Source organism: Bacillus sp. FJAT-29814 (assembly GCF_001510715.1).
In the GTDB taxonomy this organism is placed as follows: Bacteria; Bacillota; Bacilli; order Bacillales; family Cytobacillaceae; genus Neobacillus.
The window spans coordinates 127,257-151,754 of the sequence record NZ_LMTJ01000003.1 but is presented as its reverse complement, the minus strand read 5'-3'; the positions used below and the strand labels follow the sequence as shown (position 1 = coordinate 151,754).

Sequence of the window (24,498 nt, the reverse complement as noted above, 5' to 3'; positions counted from 1 at the left end):
CTAATCAGAACGAATTATTTGCTTGTTGCGACTTTTCTCTTCATTACACCATTAAAAGCATTGGTTTTCCAATAAGCCAAGCCCATCGCTGCCAAGAGAAGGATTCCAGTTGTGGCAAACACAATTTGAACCGGGAAAAGCCCCCCAATGAATCCTCCAAGCATCGGGCCGGACATTCCGCCGATTTGATTGGCAGTTTGATTTAAGCTAAAGGCCCGTCCTCGGAAATCGGCAGCCGTTGATTTTACAACTAATCCGTTTAATGCTGGGAAAACCGCACAGAAAAAGGCGCCGTAGACGAATCGGATAATAGAGAAGCCCCATATGCTCCCAAAGACAATCTGTGCGAGAGTACCGATCCCGCCGCCTAACAGTCCAATTACCAAAACACGATGAAAACCGACTTTGTCAGCCCATCTGCCCCAAAACGGCGCAAAGAGTGCACTGGCAATTCCAGGGAGCGAGAATACAATCCCAGCCACCAATGAAGCTTTTTCCTTAGTGCCTCCCAATTCGACAATGTATAAAGGAAGGACTGGTTCAATTGTCATGACTGACCCTGCCGTGATTACTGTTAACAAAAGGACCAACATCAAAGGGCGGTTTCTCCAGGCAATTTTTAAATCATTTTTAACCGAACCGCGCTCCTTGCTCGGCGTGAAATTATCCTCTTTTACCCATAGGATGATTAAAATGGTTGAAATGAATACAATGACTCCGGCACTGGCAAACGCAAGCCGGTTTCCTACCAAGTGGGCAATCGTTCCTCCGAGCAGCGGGCCAACAATTCCCCCGGACGCCGACGCCGTGGAGATCATCGACAAGGCATAGCCCACTTTTTCATTTGGGGTATTTGTCCCAATCAAAGCAATCGCTCCCGGAATAAATCCGGTCAGCAGCCCCTGGGCAATTCTCAGTGCCAATAATTGATAGGGATTGGTGACAAAGGCGGTTAATGTATAAATCAAACATAGAAATATGCCAGCCCGAATGATCATCGGCTTTCTACCATACTTATCAGCTATGCTCCCCCAGAATGGAGAAGCGACCGCCCCGGCAAAAAATGCCGCACTAAATAATAAACCAGACCACATTTCTATATGCTCATGCACACCAATTTGCGGCAGAAAAATCGGCAAAAACGGAATAACCATCGAAAAGCTTGCCGAAGTGAAAAAGACGCCAATCCAAAGCACAATTAAATTCCGTTTCCATACTACCATATCATTCCATCTCCAACTGTCACGCTGCCTTAATAGATAAACTCAATACTAACACATTTTAATTATATTTTCATTCTCGAAATATTCGAGTAATGAAATATAAAAAGAAAAGCCAGCAAAGGCTGGCCATCCTTTCATAAACCAGACCACAATATGGTTAAAGTAAGTCTGATTTTACTATCATAGATCATTAATAACAATATAAGACGCCTTTACCGGCCCATGGACACCGACGACTAGATTTAGCTCGATATCAGCAGAATTACTTGGTCCTGTAATAAAGTTGATGCATGAGGCAACATGGCCAGTCTGTTGATAGATCTCCCGCATTTTTTGTGCGGCCTGCGTCATTCTTGGCACCAAGGAGCTTTTTGGAATAAGAGCAATAAAGGTAGTAGGTAAAAAACTAACACTTCTCCCTTTATTTTCGTCGCTGAACAATACTACTGTGCCTGATTCGGCAAGTGTCACCTCACTAATGGTGATTCCGACATTCGCCTTTTCGGCATTGGTGATGTTTTCTTGACCTTTTGTGTTGTCCCATTCAAACATATCGATATTATGCTGTGACCAATCATATTTCATCAAGCGTTCCAGTCCCCATTGAGCGAATCTATCATCCCTCCATGTAACAATTGGACCTCCGCCATAACCCGCCACGACTTCGTTTAGGATAGATGGTAATTCCTTTAGATTCGATGTATAAAGTGTGGTATGGATTTTTTTGCATTGTTCTCTCAATACCTCTAACAAATTGTCCTGAGTGGCATCTTTTAATACTTTGTCTTGCGGGCGAAATTGCCAATTTGGCCGTTCAAGAGGGGCTGAATTGCGCTGGCGCCCTAGCTTGCTGGCAATTTTATTTAAAAATGCCTCGCGGTTTTGGATTGTGCCTCTCAAATCATTCGCCCTCCTTTTCACGGCTCTTAAACCAGTCTCTAAATCTTTCCTTATTTGGTGCCGGAAACTCGCGAATTTCGGTCCATGCCTTTAATGGGCCTGGACCCTTAGATATTTTGTCTCCGACTGTAAATGGATTCATCGCAGTTGGCGCGATTTTCGAACCGATTTTATATAGAACAGGTGATGCCGCTCCCAAGCCAAATGCCTTCATTGCCAGTTTCTCCGAAATCGGGGCTTTTCCTTCTTTTTCAACAATTACCTCCCGATGTTTATGAAGCAAATTATGGAGCGGAATTTTCACCGGACAAACCTCGGTACAGGCCCCGCACAGTGTCGATGCGTATGGCAGTTCTTTGTATTCGTCATATCCGCCGAGCAATGGTGAGAGCACTGCCCCAATCGGCCCTGAATAGATGGAGCCGTATGAATGGCCGCCGACATGGCGGTAAACCGGGCAAACATTGACGCATGCGGCACAGCGGATGCATTGCAGGACTGTTTGGAAATCGCCGCCAAGAATATCGGAACGACCGTTGTCCACAATTACTAGATGGAACTCTTTTGGACCGTCCACATCATGTTCCTCTTTTGGCCCTGTAAGCACCGTAATGTAACTCGTTAATTTTTGGCCGACAGCACTTCTAGTTAACAGAGAAACCAGAACTTCCATTTCCTCGAAGGTTGGTACAATCCGTTCCATGCCCATTACTGTTATTTGTGTTTTTGGGAGTGCCGTGACCAAATCAGCGTTGCCTTCATTCGTAACCAATGTAATTGATCCGGTTTCGGCAACTGCGAAGTTACAGCCTGTTATGCCGATGTCTGCAGTCAAGTATTCCTGACGGAGCATTTCCCGGGCGTGCCAGGCCAGTTCTTCGGGCTTGGAAGATTTTTCATAGCCAAGTTTTTTTGCAAAAACATCACGGATTTCCTCTTTATTTTTATGAAGCGCAGGTGCAACGATATGCGATGGAGGATCGTGATCATCCACCTGAAGAATATATTCACCTAGGTCTGTCTCGACCACCTGACAGCCTTCTTGTTCCAAAGCATCATTTAAGCTGATTTCTTCCGTAACCATCGACTTCGATTTGACAATCTTCTTTGCGTTTTTCTTTCGGGCGATATTACGAATATACTCTGTTGCTTCCTCCTTCGTTTGGGCAAAGAACACATGCCCACCGCGTTTGGCAACATTTTCACTTAATTGCTCCAAGTAATAATCCAAATTCTCAAGCACATGCTGGCGGATTTCTTCCCCATGCGAACGCCAGTCTTCCCAGTTCCCCAGTTCCTCGGCGGCGATATGTCTTTTCAGCCCCATTCCATCTTGGGCCTTGGAAACAGCACCGCGCATAAAGTCGTTATGTATTCCTTTATCGATACGTTTCTTAAATTGCTCGTTGCCAATTTTCATGGCCATTGTATTTTCCCTCCCAGCCACCTTTTATAAAAAAATTAACGACTATTCAAAACCTCAGCAATATGCAAAACCTTAATTGGTTTTCCTTGTCTTTCGATTCGGCCACCGATATTCATTAAACATCCGGCGTCGGCACCGATTAGATATTCCGCTTCCGTATCCTCCACATGACGTACCTTTTCGTCGACCATCTGCTCGGATATTTGTGCCATTTTTACTGAAAAGGTGCCGCCAAAGCCACAGCATTGTTCCTTACCGGGCAATTCCGTGAATTTTAGCCCTTTGACATTTTTTAATAGAATCATAGGTGCATCCTTAACGCCAAGCAGTCTTGTCATATGGCAGGAGGTATGATAGGTTACAGCCCCTTCAAAGCTGGCTCCGACATCCTCTATTTTTAATACATCCACGATAAATTGGGTGAGCTCATAGGTTTTTTCTGCCAACCTCTTGGCTTTTGGCTCCCAAACCGGATCACCCTTGAATATATCAGGATACTCATAAAACATATAAGCGCAAGAGCCTGAAGGTGATACTACATAATCCGCATCTTGAAAAGTCTCAATCATCACCTTCATCGCTTCTTTGGATTCTTTCACATAACCACTATTATAGGCAGGCTGGCCGCAGCAAACTTGCGACTTCGGAAAATCCACCTCACAGCCAAGCCGTTCTAGCAGCTCGACTGTTGCTATCCCTACATGGCTTTGAAACATGTCTACAAGGCAGGTAGCAAATAAACTTATCCTCATTTTTTTACTCCATCTCCTTTTGCAACAAATAGCAATCACATTTATTTGTTTAATTATATTATATTTTCGGAACATTATAATGAAATTATCAAAACGAGCACTTTGAAAAATGTCATATTACAGAAATTTTATTTTTAAAAAATGGATAAACTATCTTTGTGCTTCGGAAAGGAGGCACTTGTGATGAATAAAATTACATATTCATTTAGGAGGTTCAAAATGGGAATTTTAAGCGGTAACCCAAAGGAAGAGCCATTACACTATGGCGAGGTATTTGATATTTGGGTGTCAGATTTAGGCGGAAATGCCTTGATTGCTGGTTATCAAACGATGTTAAATCATGCCGGGGATGATGACTTAAAAAAATTATTAAGAGAAGCGATTGAGTTGGGCCAGCAAGAAAAGAAGCAAATAGAGGAACTGTTAAAGGAAAATGGAATCGGATTACCGCCAGCACCACCGGAACCACCGGAAGCATGCCTTGAGGATATTCCAATTGGGGCAAGAATCCCCGATCCTGCCATTGCCGCAATGCTATCTGCTGATATAGCAGCGGGCCTAGTTGCGTGCAGCCAAGTTATTGGAAAATCGATTAGAGAAGACGTGGCGATGATGTATGCCCAATTCCATATTCAAAAAGTTGCTTTAGGGGGCAAAGTGCTTCGTTTGAATAAAGAAAAGGGCTGGCTGATTCCGCCTCCATTGCACCTTAACAAACACGGCGACTGTTAGGCCATCGTGTTAAAAAAGCAGCGCCAAACCAAATTTTCCGCAAACATCACAAGAAAAAAGACCGAGTCTCCTCAGTCTTTTTTCATTTTTTCTCAATAAAATAATCTGTGATAAATTACAAAATTATACTCTTACAATGTAGACCCTTTCCGGACGGCCAACCGTCCCATACGATAGATCAGCATCAATCTTTTCCTCAGATACTAGGTGCTCCAGGTATCTTCTGGCGGTTGTCCTGCTTACGCCAAGTTCTTTGGCAACCAATTCCGCAGTTAATCCGGGCCTAACTTTCTCCAAGACCTCTATGACTTTATCAAGGGTTAGCGGGTCAATTCCCTTTGGCAAATAAGGTTTATTGCTGCCGCCTCCTTCGATTTCCTTGCGCAGCAGCTTGTCCACCTGCTGCTGTGTCACATACATATTTTCTTTTTCAAGTTCTACTAATCTTGAGTGAAACTCTTGGTATCTTTGCAGTGATTTTTTGAACCGCTCAAACACCACCGGCTTAATAATATAATCAAAAACCCCAATACTGATAGCTTCTTGAACACTTTGAATCTCCTTGGCCGCTGTGATCATGATGACATCCATTTGTTTTGGTTGCTGTTTGGCTTCCTTCAGCAAATCCAACCCGTTCATATCCGGAAAATACATGTCTAGCAAAAGAAGATCGGGCTGCAATAATTCAATGAAATTCTTTGCCTCGTGATAACTTGCGGCGATTCCGACCGTCTGAAAACCCTCGATTTGTTCAAGAAAACGTTTCTGGATTTCGGCAATCCGTAAATCATCTTCAATGATTAACACTTCGATATCCCGCTTCACCTTCATGCAACATCCCCCCTTCTTTTCGGTATTGCGATTGTAAATATCGTCCTTTCCCCCGGAGTTGATGAAAATGTAATCGACCCCTTTAAGGCGTCTATCGATTTTTTAACGAGACTCAAACCAATTCCCGCATTGGTTTGATGGTTTTTCGTCGAGTAACCTGCCTTGAAAATCTCTTCCGCAGTCGTTTCAATTCCTTTGCCGTTATCCTCTACCTCAATAATCAATTCCTTCCCCAGGTCCGTTAAAAACAGCGAAACGACTTTTTCGTCCTTTTCATTTTCCCTGACAGCCTCAAAGGCATTGTTGACAATATTTCCAATAATGGTTATGATCGAATCTCTGCTGATATCTTCAGGTATGTCCCGGAAGCTGCTCTCTCGATCAACTGTAAAATCAATTTTCAACTCACTTGCCAGGCTGACTTTACCCAAAATAAAGCCCGCAATCACCGGATCAGGAATTTCCTTCATTAAAAATTCTATGAATCCCTGAGCAAAGTCCACTTCCTTTGAAATCAATTCGATCGCTTCCTTATAAGACCCAAGCTGAATCAATCCTAGCAGCGTATAGAGGCGATTTGAATATTCATGTGTTTGCGCACGCAATCCTTCTGCATACGATTTGATATGCGACAATTCCTTCAGAAGATTGGTTAGCTCCGATTTATTCCGGAAGCTCACCACCGCCCCAATCACTTCTTTTTTATCATTAAATATCGGAATCCGATTCGCCAAATACACCTCATCCAAGATCATAAATTCACGGTCATACTCGGCTTGACCTGTTCGAACTACCTCAAGAAGCTGGGTATTTTCAATGAAATCATCAATCCTTTTCCCTCGAAGCAGAATCTCATTTGGCACCTGAAGAATTTTATGGGCAGTATCATTGACCACCGTCATACGTCCGTTCGTATCGATCGCAATAATGGCCTCGTGAATCGACTCCAGAATCGCATGCTTCTCTTGATACATCCAGGCAATCTCCTTCGGTTCGAGACCGAACATCGCCCTTTTAATATTGAAAGAGATTAATAGCGCAGAAACCAATCCACCTACTAAAACAACGAAAGTAACAATAAAGATTTTTTGCTTCACTCTTGAAACCTCTTTTTCAATATCGGTTTGCAGATAACCGACAGAAACGACGCCAATAACCTTGCCATCGTTGCCAAATATAGGTGCTTTCCCTCTTAATGAAGGACCGAGTGTCCCGGTAGATTCCGAAATAACGGCATCCCCTTTAAAAGCCCCTCCGTTATCGCCGCCAACCATCTTTTGGCCGATGCGTTTTGGATTAGGATGGGAATAGCGAATTTCGTTCAGGTTCCCAACTACGATAAATTCCGCGTCAACCTGTTTGCGAATTTTTTCGGCAATCGGCTGTATAATCGCGGCCGGGTCCTCTTCCTGAAAGGCATGTTGAATCGTAGGCATGCTTGAAATAGTTTCCGCAACAGATAGGGCCTTTGTGCCAATTTCATGTTTAAGGTTCGATTCAATAATATTGGTAAAAGTCAATTCAAAAACAAATCCTATTAATATGATGAGTACCAAGATTCCAAGCATTAATTTTGTATGTAAACGCATGCAGTCACCTCTACTACTATAATAGTAAAAAAAACCCCTTATAAAAAGGAGTTTTTAAAAGATTTAAAATCTTTAGCCTTCTACATTGATCACGACCCGTTTTCCTCTTCGCTTTAATATTAACGGAACAATTAACCAGAGAAGCGTGATAAGAAGGAATGCCAACGAAAGTGGACGTGTGAAAAATACACTGTAATCCCCGTTAGAAATCGTAAGAGCTCGTCTTAAATTATTTTCAACCATCGGCCCTAATATAAGTCCAAGTACTAATGGGGCAATCGGATAATCGTTTTTGCTTAAAAAGTAGCCAAACACTCCACATGCAAGCAATAGCAGAAGGTCGTACATCGAAACCTGAACCGCGTAAACACCAAAAATGGAGATAGCAATAATCATCGGAATTAAGAATTGTTTTGGTGTTTGAATAATTTTCGCAAAAACTTTAACAAGTGGCAGATTAAGAATTAACAGCATGATGTTCCCGATAAACATACTAGCAATCAAACCCCATGCTACCTGAGGATGTTCATCAAATAATAATGGCCCTGGTTGGACATTATACATCATCAAGGCACCCATTAGGATAGCCGTCGTACCTGAACCAGGTATCCCTAATGTTAATAGTGGAATCATGGCACCGCCTGAAGCCGCATTATTTGCTGTTTCAGGTGCCGCTACCCCAGCAATCGTGCCCTGTCCAAATTTTGATGGATTTTTCGAGATCTTTTTTTCCAGAAGATAAGAAAAGAACGATGCCAGTGTTGCCCCTGCTCCAGGCAAAATTCCGACAAAAAAACCGAGAAGGGAACCGCGGGCAATTGGTCCCGCCGATTCTTTAAACTCTTCCTTTGAAGGTAGTAAATTATTGATTCTCGCAACCTCGCCGTCATCCTCTTCTTTTTCCAAAATCGTTTTGAACACTTCACCAAGTGCAAACAGACCAACAGCTATGGTCAAAAACTCTAATCCCTGATAAAGCCATGGAACATCAAAAGTAAATCGCGCAATACCGGAAACACTGTCAATTCCAATTGTTCCAAGCAATAAACCGCATACGGTCATAATCAAAGCCTTTGTTACAGACTTCCCAGCTAAACCACTAACGGCACCAAGTCCTAACAGCATGAGTGAAAAATATTCCGCAGGGCCAAATTTAAGCGCCACATTGGATAAAGGTTCGGCTAAGATGATTAGGGCAATGATTGTTACAACTCCGCCGACAAATGAGCCAATCGCTGCAATAGATAGTGCGCTTCCCGCCCTACCTTTTTTAGCCATCTGATAACCATCCAATGTCGTAACAACAGATGAGGATTCCCCCGGTGTATTTATTAGAATCGAAGTGGTTGAACCGCCATACATCGCACCATAGTAGACGCCAGCGAGTAAGATAATCGCGCTGGTGGCGGCTTGTTCCGGAGGCAGCCCCCCTGTTATCGAGGCCGTTACGGGGATAAGCAGGGCAACACCGCTCATAGGTCCAATTCCCGGAAGAACCCCAACAGCCGTACCAATCAACACCCCGACAAAAGCAAAGATCAAATTATACCAAATAAGTGCAGTCCCAAAACCATTTAATAAATAATCAAGCGTACTCATGTTAATCCCCCTTACAATCAGACTTGTTTAAAACCAAATTGGCCAGCCTGGAAGTGTACCTTTTAACACATCAACATAAACGAAATAAACAACACCCGAGAATAGAGCAGAAATAATGATTGATTTCACCACATTTGTGCGTTCCATTGTCTGAAAGCAAACAAGGAGAAACAAAAAGGTGGTAATGACGTAACCAATTGTTTCTAATGTCAAAACATAAATTAATGTAGCAGCAAAGACAATTAAAAATGGCTTATACTCCAGCTTTTCCTTCTTGCCTTTTTGTCCCCTGACTAGGAATGTTTCCCAAAATAAGCGAATGCTTAACAACACTAAAATAATTCCCAAAATAAAAGGAAAGATGTCCGGACCAACGACACTCCCGTAAGAAGAGCTTGAAATATGCCTGGTACCAATTATAAAGAGGACACCTACTGCTAAAAAAAATACCGCTGCTAAACGATCAAATTTAATGTCCATGCACGATCCCCCCTTAGAAAAATAAAGGGAAGGAGAAAGCAACCTCCTTCCCGCGTTTGTTACTTCTGCATGCCCAATGCCATTAATAATTGTTGGACTTGTTTATCTTGCTCTTCTAAGAACTTTTTGAAATCCTCGCTATTTTTGTATTCAAGTTCCCAGCCCTGTGCTTCGACTTCTTTTTTCCATTCTTGGGATTGTACTAGCTTATCGATGGACTTACTCCAATATGTTTTTGCTTCCTCAGACATTTTTTCAGGTCCAAACACGCCGCGCCAGATGGTAAATTCAGCATCAATTCCTTGTTCTTTAGCAGTTGGAATATCCTTTAGATCGCCAACTAGACGTTCAGTTGAAGTAACGGCCAACACACGGATCTTTCCAGCCTTCAGGAATTCTTTTACACTTGAGGCATCTGTACCAATTACATCAGCATTCCCGCCAAGTAAAGCTGTAATGGCTTCCCCGCCGCCATCGTAAGAAACATATTTAATTTTGGTTGGATTGACACCATATTTATAAGCTGGAAGAATTGAAATTAAGTGGTCCATTGAACCTGGTGCTGAACCACCAGCAAAAGTAAGTTTACTTGGGTCTTTCTTCACTTCTTCCAATACAGATTTCAAATCCTTAAATGGCGAATCTGCCTTTACGACAATCGCCCCAAAATCCTTAGTCAGCTGTGCTAATGGAGTTGTATTTTTGTAGCCGTATGGGCTGTTTCCTTCTTTTTTCAGATTGTTAATAATAATTGGCGGCGAATTGACAAACAGCATTTCGTTATTTGCCGCTTGCTGGGTAGCGTATTCCGCCATAAATACCGCACCCCCCCCACCCGGCTTATTTTCAACCGTCAATGGCTGGCTGACAAGCTTTGTTTCAGCTAGAATCTTAGTAAACGAGCGGGCTGTTAAGTCCCATCCGCCACCAGCACCCGAAGGAGCAACTACGGTGATTGCTTTTGTTGGATAGCCTGTCCCCTCCTCGTTCTTACCTGCGCTGCTAGTGCCGCCAGTGCTTCCTGTTTCCTTGCTGCTGCATGCCCCTAAGCTTAGTGCCAATGCACCAGCACATACAACAGCTGAAAGTTTTTTCATTGAAAACATTTCTTCTCCCCCTTTGTGAACGTTTTGTAAACGTTTTCTTGATTTTACAAAAAATCTACCAATTTTAAATATTGTGGTTTTAAACAACATTAAAAACTTTGCCACTATTTTGTTCATAAAGTTCACGCGGGCATTAACGTACTTATCACCAAAGCATTATCCAAAGAATTGATTCTTAGGAATCGAAAAAACCGTTTTTAAAAAAACAACGACCATCTTACCAGTCTTTTTTTTCAGTAAATCCATATATACATAGTGAATACCTATTACAAAAGTCCTTTTCAGGATGTTAAAAAGGTGGGAAACAAGTTGAAAAGAATTGCGATTGCGATTATTCATGGTATCGGCAGACAGAACAAAGAATTTGCTGCAGAAATGATAGAATTGATAAATAGGAATTTTGCCAGCAAGGTCGGAAATTTGGTGGAGGACCCTTCCTCGCAGCTTATTTTTCAGCCGATTCACTGGTCAGAGCTATTAGAAGAACGAGAGGAAGATTTGTATAAAAAAATCGTCCATGAACCAAAGCTTGATTATCAGTCACTCCGCAAATTTTTTATTCATTATGCAGGAGACGTGATTGCCTATCAGCCTGTAGAGTCTGCGAAGCATAATTACGAAAGAATCCATGAAAATATCCGTGAAAACTTAAACATTCTTGCTAAAAAAGCCGGAGGTTATGCTCCTTTATGTGTCATTTCGCATAGTTTAGGCTCTGTGCTTGCCAGCAATTATTTCTATGATTTGCAATCAAAACAAATGGAAGGCACTCCTTCCGCCTTGGAAAAAGGCGAAACGCTGGCACTTTTTTATACACTGGGAACAGCCCTTCCATTGTGGAGCCTGCGCTATCATAAATTTGACCGACCGCTTAATATCCCGTCTCCTAAACTTAAAAATTACTATTCGGGTGTTAAGGGTGAATGGGTTAACTTTTATGACAGCGATGATATATTGGGATACCCATTAAAAACAATAAACGAAGTCTATCAGCATGCGGTTACGAAAGATAGGCAGGTGAATGTAGGCAATATACTAACGAGCTGGAATCCATTATGCCACACCAGTTATTTTACCGACAAGGACGTCATTGATGGCATTGTTGATGGTCTCGTCCGGACTTGGAGACAGGTAAATAATCGATGAGATCGTTGCAAAAAATCGGAACATGGCGTTCCGATTTTTTTATATGAAAAACTGCCGATAACCGAATAAGAGCAGAATCCACGCAAATTGTCGACCGATATGCTTCGATTTTCGAAGTTTTTCGGCAAAAAATATCAGAATATTTTGTTATATTAAACTAGCAGTACATATTACTAGTAATAGAAAGGGTGTTAGTATGAAAAAGTATTTTGCAGGTTGGCTAGCATTTATAATGATGCTGTCCATCTTTGCACAAACCTCCTTCCCTGCTTCAGCAGCGGATGAGGTCCAAGTGACAGAACTTAAGGTAAGTAGATCTCTTTTTTCACTGACAGAGACTCGCACTGTCGAGGTACAAGCCGATTTTGGCGAGAATGTGGATTTAAGTCAATTGCAATGGCAATTTGGCGGTAAGGATCTATCACAATGGAAAAAATGGACAAGCGGGACAAATTATAGTGGAGCCCCTTTCATTACCGTAAAAGAACAACCGCACTATGTCGATGGAACCACTACCATCAAGGCAACATTGGAGTTCGGGCTTCTATTTAATAGAAACGACCTATCAAATCGAACCATTCGAACCCAATACCAACAGTTTATAGGCGATCATGAATTGGCCTTGCTTAATCCTGCCGGTAACGAAAAAGCGGCCACTTCTGTAAAACTAAATGTATACGATCAATTTTTATTTTACGATCAACTAAAACCGGAAATTGATAAAGTTTTCCAGCAAGCAAAAGCAAACAATAATCGCTATCTGGAGTATCAAAGCCTTGGTAAAACCGTACAGGGCCGCGACCTTCACTTCGTCATCTTGGCAAAAAACAAAAACGCTGTCGACAAGTATTTAAATGAAACGCTACCGGCTGCATTAGAAAATCCTCAGAGTTTAATCGAGAAATTAAAAAATGGTTCCATGGGCGACTATCAAGTTCCGGTTTGGATCAACAATATCCATCCCGACGAGGTTGAGGGTGTCGATGCCCAGGTGGATTTATTGAAGAAGTTTGCCCTTGGAGAGGAAGTAACTTTTAAGACCGGGAAAGGCGAAAAGGAACAAACCGTAACATTGGATGTTGATAATGTCCTCGATGATGTCATCTTCCTGTACATGTTTACGAACAATCCTGATGGACGAGTTGCCAATACGAGAGCAAATGCAAATGGTTTTGATTTAAATCGTGACAACCATTATCAAACACAGGTTGAAACCCAACAAGTTACCCAGGTTATTGCAAAATGGACACCGCTGTCTTTCATTGATATGCATGGCTATGTAGGCGGATTTTTAATCGAACCGACCACTCCTCCGCATAATCCGAACTTTGAGTATGACCTGCTTTACCCTACTATGATTGAACAGGCTCATTCAATGGGACAAGCTGGGATTGGTAATTCTACTTTTCCTTCATACGAAATTCCAGCACTAGATTATAAAGATGGCTGGGATGATATGACCCCTGCCTATACGCCAATGTATGCCATGCTTCACGGCTCATTGGGCCATACCGTTGAAGTTCCCGCATTAGGCCAGAATGGTTATAATGCAATGTTGGGCGCTGGATTAGGGGCGGTCAAATATGTCACAGAAAATAAGGATGCCTTATTTGAAAATCAGCTGGATATCTTCAAGCGAGGCGTAAACGGCGAGGATAACCGTGCAGTTGACCAATACTTTGTCAATTCTGCAGGTGAAGCGATTGGCCGCGTAAGAGGAAACAATGAGAATTTCTTCCCGGATTACTACGTGATTCCGACAAATGATAAGGAACAAAAAAATAATTATGAAGCACACAAGATGGTTGACTATCTGCTTCGCAACGGTGTAAAGGTGGAACAAACGACAAAAAACATCAATGTCAAAGGAACTATGTATCCTAAGGGTACATTTGTCGTTCCGATGAATCAAGCAAAACGCGGTGTGGCAAATGCTATGCTTTACAAAGGGGATAATGTTTCCGACTGGGGAGCGATGTATGACCCGGTTGTCGTAAACTTCTCTGCGCTTCGTGGATTTGATGTAGCTGAGGTTCGTGTACCAGGAATTTTTAAAGGGATCACCTCTAAAGTCAAAAATGTTACATTGCCTGTGGGTGAAGTAACCGGCAAAACACCTAAGCAAGTGCTGGCAAATACGAATAATGAAACTATTAAACTAGTAAATGAACTTCTAAAAAATGGGGCAGTTGTCGAAAAAGCCACAGAAACAAAAGCCGGTGTCAATAAAGGTGACTTTATTGTCAACACAACGGATCTTCAAAAGTACGGAAAGAACTATTATTTCGAGGCAAAGCAGCTGGGGACTTCTAATCCGGTGAAAAGAGAACTACTAAAGATGCCGAAAGTTGCAGTTTCCGGGTCGTCACAATTAAATTTCTCGCTAAAAGAACTTGGATTTGAATTGGTCACCTCCGCTGAAGCTGACATCATTATTAGTGACAGTGGAAGCTTTGTTCCAAGTGCTATTGCAGGAAAATCATTTGTAGGGATTGGTTCTTCTGCTATGCGTGCAGTGAAAAGCAGCGGAGTGCTCCCAGGGTTTGATTATGCTGCCACTGCAAATGGCCATGAAGGACTATTTAAAGCAGTCGTGAATGATCACGCATTGACTTCCGGCTATCAGAAGGACGAGCTCTTATATACTACATTTGGAGCATGGATCACCTCTGTTCCGGAAGATGCCGAGGTATTAGCAACCTTTAGCAACTCCGATGATTTCTATGTTGCTGGCTGGTGGCCAGGACACGAGAAAGCAAAGGGCCAAACACTTGCCATTACGAAAAACTTTGAAGACTCTGCCATCACCTTGTTTGCTAACGACCTAGCCTTTAGAGCCCATACACAGTACAGCTACCGCCTATTGGCCAATAGCATCTATGCATCAGTAGGGACAGAGGTTCTGAAGAAAGGCAAAGGAAAAGTGAACGGTAAAGAAGTGAAGGCTGAAAATAACAAGGCTGGTAAATCCTTCTTTGAAATTGGCAGAGACCGAGACTAAACCTTGAAATGGGGCTGCCCAAGAGTTAGAAACACTCTTGGGACTGCCCCATTTTTCTACTTACAACTAGACCTCTTCACCATTCGTAGCAATAACCCGCTTATACCAATCGAACGATTTCTTTTTTGATCTTTGCATCGAGCCGTTTCCTTCATTATCGCGGTCCACATAGATAAACCCATACCGTTTTTTCATTTCTCCGGTGGTAAATGAAACGCAGTCAATGCAGCCCCACGGCGTATAGCCCATGATATCCACCCCATCGAGGTCAATTGCCTTTTCCATTTCTTTAATATGTGCACCTAGGTAGTCGATGCGATAACCATCATGAACGGTGCCGTCTGCTTCCTTTACATCGATGGCTCCAAAGCCATTTTCAACAATAAATAATGGCAGCTCATACCGTTCGTATAATTGATTTAAGGAATACCGCAATCCAACCGGGTCAATCTGCCAACCCCAATCGGAAGCTTTTACGTAAGGATTTTTCACGCTTGTTCTTGAGCCAACCACATGATCAGTGCCTTGTTCATTCACGCCGCTTTTCACTGCATCAGACATATAATAGCTAAGCCCTATGTAGTCCACTGTTCCTTCTGCCAAAATCTTCTCGTCTCCTGGCTCCATCTTGATGTCGAAGCCCTTTCGTTCCCATTCCTTAAGGGCATAATTAGGATAGTGCCCCCGGCAGTGTATATCGGCAAAGAACCAGCGGGCATGCATGGATTCTACTTGAAGCATCATGTCATTCGGGTTGCAGGAATACGGATAAATCGGAACAAAGGCAATCATGCAGCCAATTTCAAAATCAGGATTAATCTCATGCCCTGCCTTCACCACCATGGCACTGGCCACAAGCTGGTGGTGAGCCGACTGGTACATTACCTCTTCCGGATTCTCTCCTTCTTCCACACGAACGCCGGAATTGGTCCACAAAAAGATCGGATTATCAGTATTCATTTGGTTATTAATTTCATTAAACGTCATCCAATATTTCACTTTATTTTTATAACGTTCCATGACCGTGGTGGAGTAGCGGACGAAGAAATCAACCAGCTTCCGATTGCGCCAGCCGCCATATTCTTTTGCCAGATGGTACGGCAATTCAAAATGGCTTAAGGTAATGACGGGTTCGATGCCATGCTTTATCAATTCATCAAACATGTCATCATAAAATTGCAATCCTTCCTCGTTTGGTTCCGTTTCATCCCCTTTTGGAAAAATCCTAGTCCAATTAATGCTTGTCCGAAAACATTTAAAGCCCATTTCCGCAAATAACGTGATATCTTGTTTATATCGCCCATAAAAATCGATTGCCATATGATTTGGATAATATTTGCCTTCAACAATTCCATCGGTAATTTCCCTAGGTACACCATGAGCACCCGCTGTCATCACATCGGCAACACTCGGTCCTTTACCGCCTTTATTCCAGCCACCTTCGACCTGATGGGCTGCAACCGCACCGCCCCATAAAAAATCTTTCGGAAAAGCCATTTCGAATTCCTCCTCTAAAAATTATCTAGGACATCTTAAGTTTACCACTCCACCGCCGCGCTAGTAATCCGTTTCACCCCGCGAATGGAAGCTACTTCTTCAACAAGCCTTTGCATCGCCAGATTTTTCTGCTTCGCCTCAATCATGATATCAAAGTCCTGGTTCAGCTCCTTGGCTATTTTTAAAAATGGCAGGACAAATTCTAAAGAAACAAAATCCGAATGAGACCGATATTCCTTTTCGGACTTGGGTGAGGAGATATGAACTTTGGGTACATTTTTCGGATGATTCCATGTATCAAAAATACGCGGCAAAAAATCTTCTAGTGCAATTTCCCCTTTATTCGCCATAAAATGATGATAATCAAGAACCATCGGAACGTTTTCCTGTTCACAAACAAGCAGGGTTTCTTCCACATTATATGTTTTGTCATCATTTTCAAGCGTCATATGTTTTTTGATAGTGTCCGGCAGCTTTTTTAAATTACCGTGGAATCGGATTAAAGAGGTTTCTTTATCCCCGTAAGCTCCACCGATATGAATATTGATGACTCCTTTTTCCAGCCCGTTCATGGCCTGGAGCATTTTATAGTGATACTCCATGTCCTTAACAGCATTATCGGTCACCTCATCACGAGGACTAGTGAAAAGCGTAAATTGATTCGGATGGAAGCTTGGCCGAATTTGAAATTTTTGAATCAATTGGCCAAGCTCCTTCCATTCTTTTTTAAAAGGGGTGATAAAATCCCACATCACTTCTGGGTGAGTCGCCAATGGAACGAGCCCGCTCGAAAACCGATACAATTCGATTTCATGAGCGATATTATAATAAAGAATTCTTTTCGTATGGGTTAAATTTTGGGCTGTTACCCATTTCAGCGTATCCATTCGCTCATTTTTTGGAAGCTTACTGTATCGAGTAAACGTCAATGTTTTTGAAGGACTGGCATCCCAGAGGTCCAGTGCTGTTGCCACATATCCGAATCGTATTTTCATCATGATACCTCTTTACGTGAAATATTCGATTTTTGCCTCTGGAAAATAGGTATGGATATAGCTCCCGAGGGTATCCTTTATGTCCTCCTGCTCCGAATCTGTGTAAACATATTTGCCAATTCCATACTTTCCCCATTTATATTTCCGTTTTGATTCATCCAGTTCCAATTTTGTCATAGGATAATTTTTTTCGATGACACGTTTGGCAGGCTTGGTGAAGCGATGTTGAATCATTTCAAAGGTTAAATCTCTTTTGGCGGCTGCGGGCAGTTGGGCCTCCAATTTTTCGAACATTTCCTTATAGCCCTCTTTCCAGCCATCATGCAGATAAATCGGGGCAATGATAAACCCTAAGGGATAGCCGGCCTGGGCCACCTTCCCCGCCGCCTCAATTCTTTCATCCCTTCTTGATGTGCCTGGTTCGAACGTTTTAATGATGTATTCATCATTCATACTGAACCGAAAGCGTGTCCGGCCATTATGCTTAGCATCAAGCAGGTGATCGACATGAGCAAATTTCGTGACAAAACGCAGTTTCCCATATTCCGATTGTCCAAAAAACTCAATTGCTTTCTTCAGGGTATGGGTTAAATGATCCACCCCCACGATATCGGAAGTACAGGAAGCTTCAAATCTTGTTGGTTCTGGGGCACGCTCCTTCATGTACTTTTCGGCCGCTTCAAAAATATCATCAATGTTTACATATGTACGAATATAGGGCTTGCTCCCCATCGTCGTCTGTAGGTAGCAATAATGGCAATGCCCCATGCAACCCGTTACAAACGGAATCGCATATTCAGCCGATGGTTTGGACGTATCAAATTTCAGGGTCTTCCTTATGCCTACTACCAGGGTCGATTTGGCAATCCGGTACCGTTGAAAATCGGTATCCCCTGGCAAATTTCGAATTTGGTTGTGCGAGGTCGTTTCCCTCACTTCAATGCCCATATCGGTAAATTTATCCACCAATTCTTTTCCTAAAGGATAATCTAAGGCTGCCGGTTCAACATAAACAAGCTGTGGGACAAACGGCTTAACCATAATAATAATCCTCGATTTCTGCTTGCCCAAAGGCTTCCTGATAAGCTTGTTCTGCCTCGTTCGCACTCGAAAAAACAGCTACTTCATCATTTAATGGATAGAAGGTTTCATACACAAATAATGCTAAATCGCCCGGGGAATCGGGGTTCTGGACAACGGCTGCTTCCTGAACGTTCGCGACGTCCTGAGCATGTGGGTTTCGAATAATGACGTAGACAATTTGCCCTGGTTGAAAGGCTTGATTCATGGTCGTGTCAACTCCTTAAATACTTTTTGCTTAGTTTCTCCTAAGCTGAGTTCGTTCATCCTTTCGTTAAAATTAAGATTTAAGGAAAATAATATCTTTTAAAAGAAGCAAATGGTGGGATGCCAAATGAAGAAAAATGTCATTGAAGCAATTCGAGATAACGCTATACTGTTAACAGGTATGGACGATTTACAGCCACTTTTGAATGAGATTAAGAACGTCCCATATGTTATGAGTCTTGGAATATCCGTGACCGCCATATGGTTGAGGTCATGAATAAGATTAGTGACTATTATGGCGCTGCTGACAAGGGGATTATTTGGGAGCACAATACCCATGTCGGTGATGCCCGAGCGACAGATATGGCCGCTGAAGGTTTGGTAAATGTCGGTCAACTGTTGAGGGAACAACAAGGTGAGGAGCGTGTTTTTATTGTAGGATTTGGAACTCACCGCGGGACTGTTATTGCGGCAGATGAATGGGGCGTGAATTTTGAGAGAATGGTGGTGCCACCTGCTGTTGAGGGCAGTTGGGAGGATGTCATGCATAAAGCCGGGCCCCACGATAAACTTCTGATTTTTAATGACGATAATCGGAAGCACTTTGGTCGTAGGATTGGGCACCGGGCGATTGGGGTTGTTTATAATCCGCAGTATGAGCATTATGGAAATTATGTTCCTTCGGTTATGTCTGAGAGGTACGATGCTTTTATTTTTGTTAGTTCAACGAATGCGCTGCAGCCGCTGGAGGTTGAAAGAGTGTTTGTTTGATGGGGAATTTGTTAGATGTGGGGTCTACGTGACCATGAGCTCTTAAAATCTAGCTCTACTGTCTCGGAGACCCTGTGTATTTTTATAAGACCAATATATATTGTACTTGATTGGGCGAGATGGCTGTTACGGCATGTATTTTATACCCGATGCTTAGCAGCTGGGATAATGTTTCGGCACAATTAGGTCGTGCGGGCTCGATAGGTGCATGATAGCTTTTATATAAATTGATAAATTGATTATCCTTAGTACAGTTCAGCAAGATGACGTGTCTGCCGGTCCACGCCTGCCCGATGATCGGCTGTGGTTGTATACGTCTTACTCGTCTCAACTCCATACACCCTTTCCTAATTAATACCCTAGTTTATGTATAAAACCCAGTCCTGGTTCAAAAATGTCCCTTACTGTTTCAGGGACATTTAGAATTTATCTATTTAAGTAGTGATACAGCGCCCCATAAAGATTGGCATCATTTCGGTATTCGCACAGCACCAGATTCGGAGATGCGGCATGATGTGGATTATTCTTTTTTATTTCTTGAATTGCCCAGTTCAGCCGGTCGAGCAAGATTGGCTGGGAACTGATGCCTCCTCCAATTGCAAATAGTTCGGGGTCAAGGATATACTGCAGATTTAGAATCTGAACCGCCAAATGAAGGCAATACTCGTCGAATATAGCCATGGCGTCCACGTCCTGCTGGTTGATAAATTCAAAGACAGCCTCGCCATCATTGAGATTTCCGAGCTGCTTTAGTTTAGCAATTTGCTGAACCATGCGCACCGACGAACATTCATATCCAACAAAACTTGCCTTTTTCGAAATCGGATCAAACCCATTCATCACATAACTAACTTCCCCAGCGAACAGGTTCACGCCTCGGTGGACTTTTCCATCCATAATAATGCCCCCGCCAACACCGCTTCCAAGTACCAATACTACAGCATCCTTTTTCCCTCTCACACTCCCCAGCCATAATTCCGCCATGGCCGCGCATTTTCCGTCATTTTCAATCGACACACTTTTACCGTATTTTCCCCCAAGGATTTTGACCAAATTTACCTCATGCAAGAAAGGAAAAGAACCTCCCTGATAAATGGTGCCTGTGTCAATATCAATGATTCCTGGACAGCTGATGGCAATCCCGTCAATGACTGATAAATCCTGCTCTTCAATAATCGAAAAAAGCATTTGTTCAAAGTCGGCTAAGTTGGTTCTTGGTGCCGGTTTCTTATTTTTATCGAAAATAGTCCCTGCCTCATCCATTCGTGCATATTTGGCAAAAGTCCCGCCAATGTCGATTACTAAGTACATCTTCTTCCTCCTGTGGAATATCTATGATTATTAATTCTACCACGGTTTATTTTTGATTTGGAACAAAGTTTGTGAATGATAGGCTAAGGCCCTTCAACGTATGGAGTCTTGCGGTCAACAGGAATAAATCATCATAGTTATTGTTGACGTATTCCTCAATGATAGTAAGTCCTTTGATAAACCAATCTACTAAATAATAGGTATATTTTTCATCCCAATCAAACTGATTGATTCTTAGCAGTTCATCAGCAATAATTTGAAACTTGTATTCTTCGACAAGGAGTTTAATTTGAAGCAACCTATCAGGATGAAATTTTCTGCTCTGTTTATTTTCATAATGTTTCTGGACAAATTTTATAAAATCGTTCATATTCTCAGCAAGCATAATTGCCTTTTGCCTTTCGAAGTTCATTATTCCAGCTCCTCAAATCAATCTACTAAAAATTGTATGTTTCCCCACCTAAATCTAATACAAAAAGACGAGGCTACCCGAAGGCAATCTCGTCTCTAGCATTAATAGATTATCGAACCATTTGTAGTCTTTCTCTTGCAACTACATATTCTTCGTAGAGCTTGTCAACAAATTCACCCGCTCCAGTGATTTCGTTAATGACACCTATTCCCTGGCCGCAGCCCCAAATATCCTTCCATGCCTTTTTCTTCGCATCTCCGGAAAAACTCATTTTGGATGGATCGCTCTCCGGGAGGTTTTCTGGATCCAGACCGGCTTTCCTGATAGACGGCGCCAAGTAGTTTCCGTGGACTCCCGTAAACAGATTGCTGTAAACGATATCGTCAGAGGTTGATTCGACGATAGTTTGCTTATATTCCTCGACTGCATTAGCTTCGTGTGTCGCAATGAATGGCGACCCGATATACGCAAAATCAGCTCCCATGGCTTGTGCTGCCAGTACCGCGCCTCCAGTGGCGATGGAACCCGATAGCGCCAATGGCCCGTCGAACCACTCGCGGATTTCCTGAATTAAGGCAAACGGGCTTTTTACACCAGCATGACCGCCGGCGCCAGTTGCCACTGCAATCAGGCCATCCGCCCCTTTTTCAATTGCCTTATGAGCAAACTTATTATTGATGACATCGTGCATCACGATTCCGCCATAACTATGTATTGCGGTATTGACATCCTCACGTGCCCCTAACGACGTGATAATTAAGGGAACCTTATACTTTATGCACATTTCTACGTCGTGTTCGAGCCGGTCATTGGACTTATGAACAATTTGGTTAATCGCAAACGGTGCGGCAGGCCGAGTAGGATTTTTGGCATTGTAAGCTGCCAGTTCCTCCGTGATTTCTGCGAGCCATTCGTCAAGCAGTGAAGCAGGCCGTGCATTTAGTGCCGGCATGGAACCGACAATACCTGCTTTGCACTGGGCAATGACCAATTTCGGATTACTAATGATAAAAAGCGGCGCGCCGATTACTGGCATACGTAAACTTTGAAGAATCGATGGAATGTTTGACAATTTTTCTCTCTCCCTATTTAAAAAGTTTTTAATACTGCTTCTGTACTGAACTCGTCATCGTTTATGATCAGCGCATTGAGTTGGCCGCCAAAAGCGCACCCGCCATCAATACCGATGACCCGGTTCGACCCGAAATAAACTTCATTACTTTTATGAAGTCTTCTCGTCGGTGTATGGCCGAAAACTACCGTCTCTTGGCCATTGTATTCATAAATAAATTCGTCCCGAAGATGGAGAAACTCTGTCCTAGTTGTTTTTTCCAGCCCTTTCTTCGGATTGATTCCCGCATGGACAAAAATAAAATCTGATTCCTGTTTAAATAACGGGCAGGATTGCAAGAAGGAAATCTGAGGTTGAAAATGATCTTGAATCTTTTTTCTGATATCATTTTCCTTATTCTCATCATGCAGCAATTGCGTGTATTCAACCGGTTCTAACCCGATCCGGTCCAGAAAGCTGTTAATAGTGGCGATTCCCCCGGTTTTTCCGTAAAAATAAATGATTTCTTTCCCTTCGAGCCAGCGCAGGAATAGATCGTCATGGTTCCCCAGCAAAGCGATTGCCCCTTGACTGCACCATTCACTCACCCGCTCGACCACGTCCAAGCTGTTTGATCCGGTATCCACATAATCTCCCAGAAAAATGACTTCGCTCGCCAGTGCCTTTGTTTTTTCAAGGAGCTTATCAAGCTCCGCTGCACAGCCATGAATATCCGAGATTGCGATTCTCCTCATTTTTCACCTCGCCTTTACACTCCCTTGTAAGTAACGGATAGTTTTTGGATAAGATATGGTAATCCGTATTCTACATTTTAATATTCAACAATAATTGTTAGAATTCCTTTTATTTTCAAAAAAAGACTTAGACTTAAAACCATCACCTTGGGGGAATTGCTTATGCTTAAGAAAATAATCACATCCTTGTTAATGTTCTCCTTGATCCTTTGTGGCAATTTTCCAATTTTACCAATAGAACTAGAAGAGGCCGAAGCCTCATCCTACAACAATTTGGGACAACGTCCGTTTATGGGCTGGAGCAGCTGGAGTTCCATCCGCAAGAATCCTACGGAAGGAAAAATCAAAGCGGCGGCCGATGTTTTGGCCGAAAAATTTAAGTCCCACGGCTATCAGTATGTCAATCTTGATGATTATTATATGCTGGATTGGACCACCACTGTTGATCCTTATGGCAGATGGAAGGTCGATCCGAAGAAATTCCCGAGCGGCATGAAAGCACTTGGGGACTATATTCACAATAAAGAATTAAAGTTTGGCCTGTATGTTACGTTAGGGATTCCGAAAGGTGCTGTTGACCAAAACACGCCGATTGAAGGAACGCCATACCACGCAAAAGACATAGCGGACTTTAGCAAAGGTCAGAAGGTAAACTTTAATTTTAAAAATATGTATGCGATTGATTTTTCAAAGCCAGGAGCACAGGCATTCATCGATTCTTGGGCAAGGCTTTTTGCTTCATATGGGGTGGATTACCTGAAAATTGACGGTGTCCGTAACGAGGATATCCCAGATGTCGAGGCTTGGGCCAAAGCGCTTCAAAAAACAGGAAGGCCGATTCATGTGGAACTATCCAATAACCTCGATATAAAGCATGCTGATACCTGGAAGAGATTGTCCAATGGCTGGCGGACGGACCACGATATCGAGGCTTATGGAACACCGTTTCTGACCAGTTGGAAAAAGGTATCACGAAGATTTGATGATGCGGCTATCTGGCAACCTCACGCCGGGCCAGGCGCATGGAACGACTTTGATTCACTCAATGTGGCCAACGGGGTTAAAGACGGTTTAACAAAAACTGAGAAACGTTCGTATGTTACCCTTTGGGCGATTGCGGCATCGCAATTTGTGATTGGAAACGACCTGACAAAGCTGGACACCTTCGGAATCAGTCTCTTGGCCAATGATGAAATTATTGGCGTCAACCAAAGCGGGGTTGCCGGGAAACGCTTATATAAAACACCAACGTCACAGGTGTTTTATCAAGCCCTGCCGGATGGGACGTACAATGTTGCCCTTTTTAATACCGGTGATTCCAAACAAATGGTAACTGTTAAATGGGCGGATTTAGGAATAAAGGGTTCGGCCACAGTACGAGATCTGTGGAAGCATCACGAATTAGGAAGTATGGAGTCGGGGTATAAAGCAAACCTGTCTACCCATGATTCCCGGATGATCCGTGTGGTTCCGGGGCCATTAGTTGCTAATTCTTCAACAGGTGGTGCTGTCAGTCCTAAAAATCCAAGACAAACTCAGATTGGTCTTGACTACTGAAATTCCATAGGAAATTAGTTTGGGTAGCCAATCAAGCCTATTAGCGACCGGAACCGCATGGATGGAACCTTTTGGGT

The 24,498-nt window shown here is 42.8% G+C and carries 22 protein-coding genes and 1 pseudogene; 5 read left to right on the top strand and 18 right to left on the bottom strand.

The features are described from left to right. Nucleotides 1–14 precede the first annotated feature (14 nt). The 4 genes from AR334_RS08550 to AR334_RS08535 all read right to left on the bottom strand — a co-directional run bounded on the left by AR334_RS08550 (nt 15) and on the right by AR334_RS08535 (nt 4,301). Nucleotides 15–1,223: an MFS transporter gene (locus AR334_RS08550; RefSeq protein WP_066308146.1), complete on the bottom strand. Its 1,209-nt coding sequence runs from the start codon at nt 1,221–1,223 to the stop codon at nt 15–17. Nucleotides 1,224–1,403: 180 nt separating this feature from the next. After that, nucleotides 1,404–2,123 carry a lactate utilization protein C gene (locus AR334_RS08545; protein WP_066308140.1) on the bottom strand — a complete coding sequence of 240 codons (720 nt, stop codon included), beginning with the start codon at nt 2,121–2,123 and terminating at the stop codon, nt 1,404–1,406. 1 nt (nt 2,124) lies between these two features. Then, a complete protein-coding gene (locus tag AR334_RS08540) occupies nt 2,125–3,549 on the bottom strand; it encodes a LutB/LldF family L-lactate oxidation iron-sulfur protein (protein WP_066308137.1) in 1,425 nt (474 codons plus the stop codon). Nucleotides 3,550–3,584: 35 nt separating this feature from the next. After that, nucleotides 3,585–4,301: a (Fe-S)-binding protein gene (locus AR334_RS08535; protein WP_066308128.1), complete on the bottom strand. Its 717-nt coding sequence runs from the start codon at nt 4,299–4,301 to the stop codon at nt 3,585–3,587. Nucleotides 4,302–4,520: 219 nt separating this feature from the next. Here AR334_RS08535 and AR334_RS08530 point away from each other — a divergent pair, with 219 nt between their 5' ends. Then, the gene (locus AR334_RS08530) at nt 4,521–5,033 is read left to right on the top strand and encodes a DUF3231 family protein (RefSeq protein WP_066309322.1); all 513 of its coding nucleotides are present in this window, start codon (nt 4,521–4,523) and stop codon (nt 5,031–5,033) included. 123 nt (nt 5,034–5,156) lie between these two features. On the opposite strand, the gene AR334_RS08525 is transcribed toward AR334_RS08530, so the two are convergent. The 5 genes from AR334_RS08525 to AR334_RS08505 all read right to left on the bottom strand — a co-directional run bounded on the left by AR334_RS08525 (nt 5,157) and on the right by AR334_RS08505 (nt 10,638). Beyond that, nucleotides 5,157–5,864 carry a response regulator gene (locus AR334_RS08525; RefSeq protein ID WP_066308126.1) on the bottom strand — a complete coding sequence of 236 codons (708 nt, stop codon included), beginning with the start codon at nt 5,862–5,864 and terminating at the stop codon, nt 5,157–5,159. Next, complete coding sequence (locus AR334_RS08520) at nt 5,861–7,453, bottom strand: sensor histidine kinase (RefSeq protein WP_066308124.1); 1,593 nt, start codon at nt 7,451–7,453, stop codon at nt 5,861–5,863. Before AR334_RS08520 ends, AR334_RS08525 begins: the two co-directional genes overlap by 4 nt. A gap of 72 nt (nt 7,454–7,525) precedes the next feature. After that, nucleotides 7,526–9,052, bottom strand: coding sequence for a tripartite tricarboxylate transporter permease (locus AR334_RS08515; protein ID WP_066308121.1), 1,527 nt, complete (start codon nt 9,050–9,052; stop codon nt 7,526–7,528). Nucleotides 9,053–9,079: 27 nt separating this feature from the next. Further along, a complete protein-coding gene (locus tag AR334_RS08510) occupies nt 9,080–9,532 on the bottom strand; it encodes a tripartite tricarboxylate transporter TctB family protein (protein ID WP_066308118.1) in 453 nt (150 codons plus the stop codon). 59 nt (nt 9,533–9,591) lie between these two features. Continuing rightward, nucleotides 9,592–10,638, bottom strand: coding sequence for a tripartite tricarboxylate transporter substrate binding protein (locus AR334_RS08505; protein ID WP_066308114.1), 1,047 nt, complete (start codon nt 10,636–10,638; stop codon nt 9,592–9,594). A gap of 309 nt (nt 10,639–10,947) precedes the next feature. Here AR334_RS08505 and AR334_RS08500 point away from each other — a divergent pair, with 309 nt between their 5' ends. Together AR334_RS08500 and AR334_RS08495 are read left to right on the top strand one after the other, a co-directional pair. Then, nucleotides 10,948–11,784: a chemotaxis protein gene (locus AR334_RS08500; protein WP_066308113.1), complete on the top strand. Its 837-nt coding sequence runs from the start codon at nt 10,948–10,950 to the stop codon at nt 11,782–11,784. Nucleotides 11,785–11,980: 196 nt separating this feature from the next. After that, nucleotides 11,981–14,785, top strand: coding sequence for a M14 family zinc carboxypeptidase (locus AR334_RS08495; RefSeq protein WP_082692856.1), 2,805 nt, complete (start codon nt 11,981–11,983; stop codon nt 14,783–14,785). A 66-nt stretch (nt 14,786–14,851) separates the two neighbouring features. Here the strand turns inward: AR334_RS08495 and AR334_RS08490 are convergent, their stop codons facing one another. Genes AR334_RS08490 through AR334_RS08475 form a run of 4 tightly spaced genes read right to left on the bottom strand, consistent with a single transcriptional unit; the run spans nt 14,852 to nt 18,565 of the window. Then, the gene (locus tag AR334_RS08490) at nt 14,852–16,282 is read right to left on the bottom strand and encodes a 6-phospho-beta-glucosidase (protein ID WP_066308111.1); all 1,431 of its coding nucleotides are present in this window, start codon (nt 16,280–16,282) and stop codon (nt 14,852–14,854) included. Between the two features lie 41 nt (nt 16,283–16,323). After that, the gene (gene uvsE, locus AR334_RS08485) at nt 16,324–17,277 is read right to left on the bottom strand and encodes a UV DNA damage repair endonuclease UvsE (RefSeq protein ID WP_066308107.1); all 954 of its coding nucleotides are present in this window, start codon (nt 17,275–17,277) and stop codon (nt 16,324–16,326) included. 12 nt (nt 17,278–17,289) lie between these two features. After that, a complete protein-coding gene (gene splB, locus AR334_RS08480) occupies nt 17,290–18,318 on the bottom strand; it encodes a spore photoproduct lyase (RefSeq protein ID WP_066308104.1) in 1,029 nt (342 codons plus the stop codon). Then, nucleotides 18,311–18,565 (bottom strand): transcriptional regulator SplA domain-containing protein, encoded by a 255-nt coding sequence (locus AR334_RS08475; protein ID WP_066308102.1) that lies wholly within the window; start codon nt 18,563–18,565, stop codon nt 18,311–18,313. The genes splB and AR334_RS08475 overlap by 8 nt, the downstream gene beginning before the upstream one ends. Before the next feature lie 233 nt (nt 18,566–18,798). Between AR334_RS08475 and AR334_RS08470 the strand changes: the two are divergent. Then, nucleotides 18,799–19,335, top strand: a pseudogene (locus AR334_RS08470) (erythromycin esterase family protein); the annotation flags it as partial. Nucleotides 19,336–19,417: 82 nt separating this feature from the next. Here the strand turns inward: AR334_RS08470 and AR334_RS28800 are convergent. From AR334_RS28800 to AR334_RS08450, 5 genes are all read right to left on the bottom strand, one after another. Next, nucleotides 19,418–19,666, bottom strand: coding sequence for a hypothetical protein (locus tag AR334_RS28800; protein WP_253701227.1), 249 nt, complete (start codon nt 19,664–19,666; stop codon nt 19,418–19,420). A 95-nt stretch (nt 19,667–19,761) separates the two neighbouring features. After that, on the bottom strand, nt 19,762–20,646 hold the full coding sequence (locus tag AR334_RS08465) for an ROK family protein (protein WP_066308098.1): 885 nt from the start codon (nt 20,644–20,646) through the stop codon (nt 19,762–19,764). 46 nt (nt 20,647–20,692) lie between these two features. Continuing rightward, entirely contained in the window at nt 20,693–21,058 is a 366-nt protein-coding gene (locus AR334_RS08460; RefSeq protein WP_066308095.1) for a hypothetical protein, read from the bottom strand. A 109-nt stretch (nt 21,059–21,167) separates the two neighbouring features. Further along, a complete protein-coding gene (locus tag AR334_RS08455) occupies nt 21,168–22,130 on the bottom strand; it encodes a nitronate monooxygenase family protein (protein WP_066308093.1) in 963 nt (320 codons plus the stop codon). A 17-nt stretch (nt 22,131–22,147) separates the two neighbouring features. Then, on the bottom strand, nt 22,148–22,864 hold the full coding sequence (locus AR334_RS08450; protein ID WP_066308090.1) for a metallophosphoesterase: 717 nt from the start codon (nt 22,862–22,864) through the stop codon (nt 22,148–22,150). A gap of 162 nt (nt 22,865–23,026) precedes the next feature. On the opposite strand from AR334_RS08450, the gene AR334_RS08445 reads away from it, so the two are divergent. Continuing rightward, entirely contained in the window at nt 23,027–24,421 is a 1,395-nt protein-coding gene (locus tag AR334_RS08445) for a glycoside hydrolase family 27 protein (protein WP_066308087.1), read from the top strand. Nucleotides 24,422–24,498: the final 77 nt, after the last annotated feature.

Excerpts from the sequence above, each read along its gene's own strand:
- AR334_RS08550 (WP_066308146.1), bottom strand. The coding sequence starts at position 1,223 with ATGGTAGTATGGAAACGGAATTTAATTGTGCTTTGGATTGGCGTCTTT.
- AR334_RS08540 (WP_066308137.1), bottom strand. The coding sequence starts at position 3,549 with ATGGCCATGAAAATTGGCAACGAGCAATTTAAGAAACGTATCGATAAA.
- AR334_RS08535 (WP_066308128.1), bottom strand. The coding sequence starts at position 4,301 with ATGAGGATAAGTTTATTTGCTACCTGCCTTGTAGACATGTTTCAAAGC.
- AR334_RS08530 (WP_066309322.1), top strand. The coding sequence starts at position 4,521 with ATGGGAATTTTAAGCGGTAACCCAAAGGAAGAGCCATTACACTATGGC.
- AR334_RS08525 (WP_066308126.1), bottom strand. The coding sequence starts at position 5,864 with ATGAAGGTGAAGCGGGATATCGAAGTGTTAATCATTGAAGATGATTTA.
- AR334_RS08520 (WP_066308124.1), bottom strand. The coding sequence starts at position 7,453 with ATGCGTTTACATACAAAATTAATGCTTGGAATCTTGGTACTCATCATA.
- AR334_RS08515 (WP_066308121.1), bottom strand. The coding sequence starts at position 9,052 with ATGAGTACGCTTGATTATTTATTAAATGGTTTTGGGACTGCACTTATT.
- AR334_RS08510 (WP_066308118.1), bottom strand. The coding sequence starts at position 9,532 with ATGGACATTAAATTTGATCGTTTAGCAGCGGTATTTTTTTTAGCAGTA.
- AR334_RS08505 (WP_066308114.1), bottom strand. The coding sequence starts at position 10,638 with ATGTTTTCAATGAAAAAACTTTCAGCTGTTGTATGTGCTGGTGCATTG.
- AR334_RS08495 (WP_082692856.1), top strand. The coding sequence starts at position 11,981 with ATGAAAAAGTATTTTGCAGGTTGGCTAGCATTTATAATGATGCTGTCC.
- AR334_RS08490 (WP_066308111.1), bottom strand. The coding sequence starts at position 16,282 with ATGGCTTTTCCGAAAGATTTTTTATGGGGCGGTGCGGTTGCAGCCCAT.
- uvsE (WP_066308107.1), bottom strand. The coding sequence starts at position 17,277 with ATGAAAATACGATTCGGATATGTGGCAACAGCACTGGACCTCTGGGAT.
- splB (WP_066308104.1), bottom strand. The coding sequence starts at position 18,318 with ATGGTTAAGCCGTTTGTCCCACAGCTTGTTTATGTTGAACCGGCAGCC.
- AR334_RS08475 (WP_066308102.1), bottom strand. The coding sequence starts at position 18,565 with ATGAATCAAGCCTTTCAACCAGGGCAAATTGTCTACGTCATTATTCGA.
- AR334_RS08465 (WP_066308098.1), bottom strand. The coding sequence starts at position 20,646 with ATGTACTTAGTAATCGACATTGGCGGGACTTTTGCCAAATATGCACGA.
- AR334_RS08460 (WP_066308095.1), bottom strand. The coding sequence starts at position 21,058 with ATGAACTTCGAAAGGCAAAAGGCAATTATGCTTGCTGAGAATATGAAC.
- AR334_RS08450 (WP_066308090.1), bottom strand. The coding sequence starts at position 22,864 with ATGAGGAGAATCGCAATCTCGGATATTCATGGCTGTGCAGCGGAGCTT.
- AR334_RS08445 (WP_066308087.1), top strand. The coding sequence starts at position 23,027 with ATGCTTAAGAAAATAATCACATCCTTGTTAATGTTCTCCTTGATCCTT.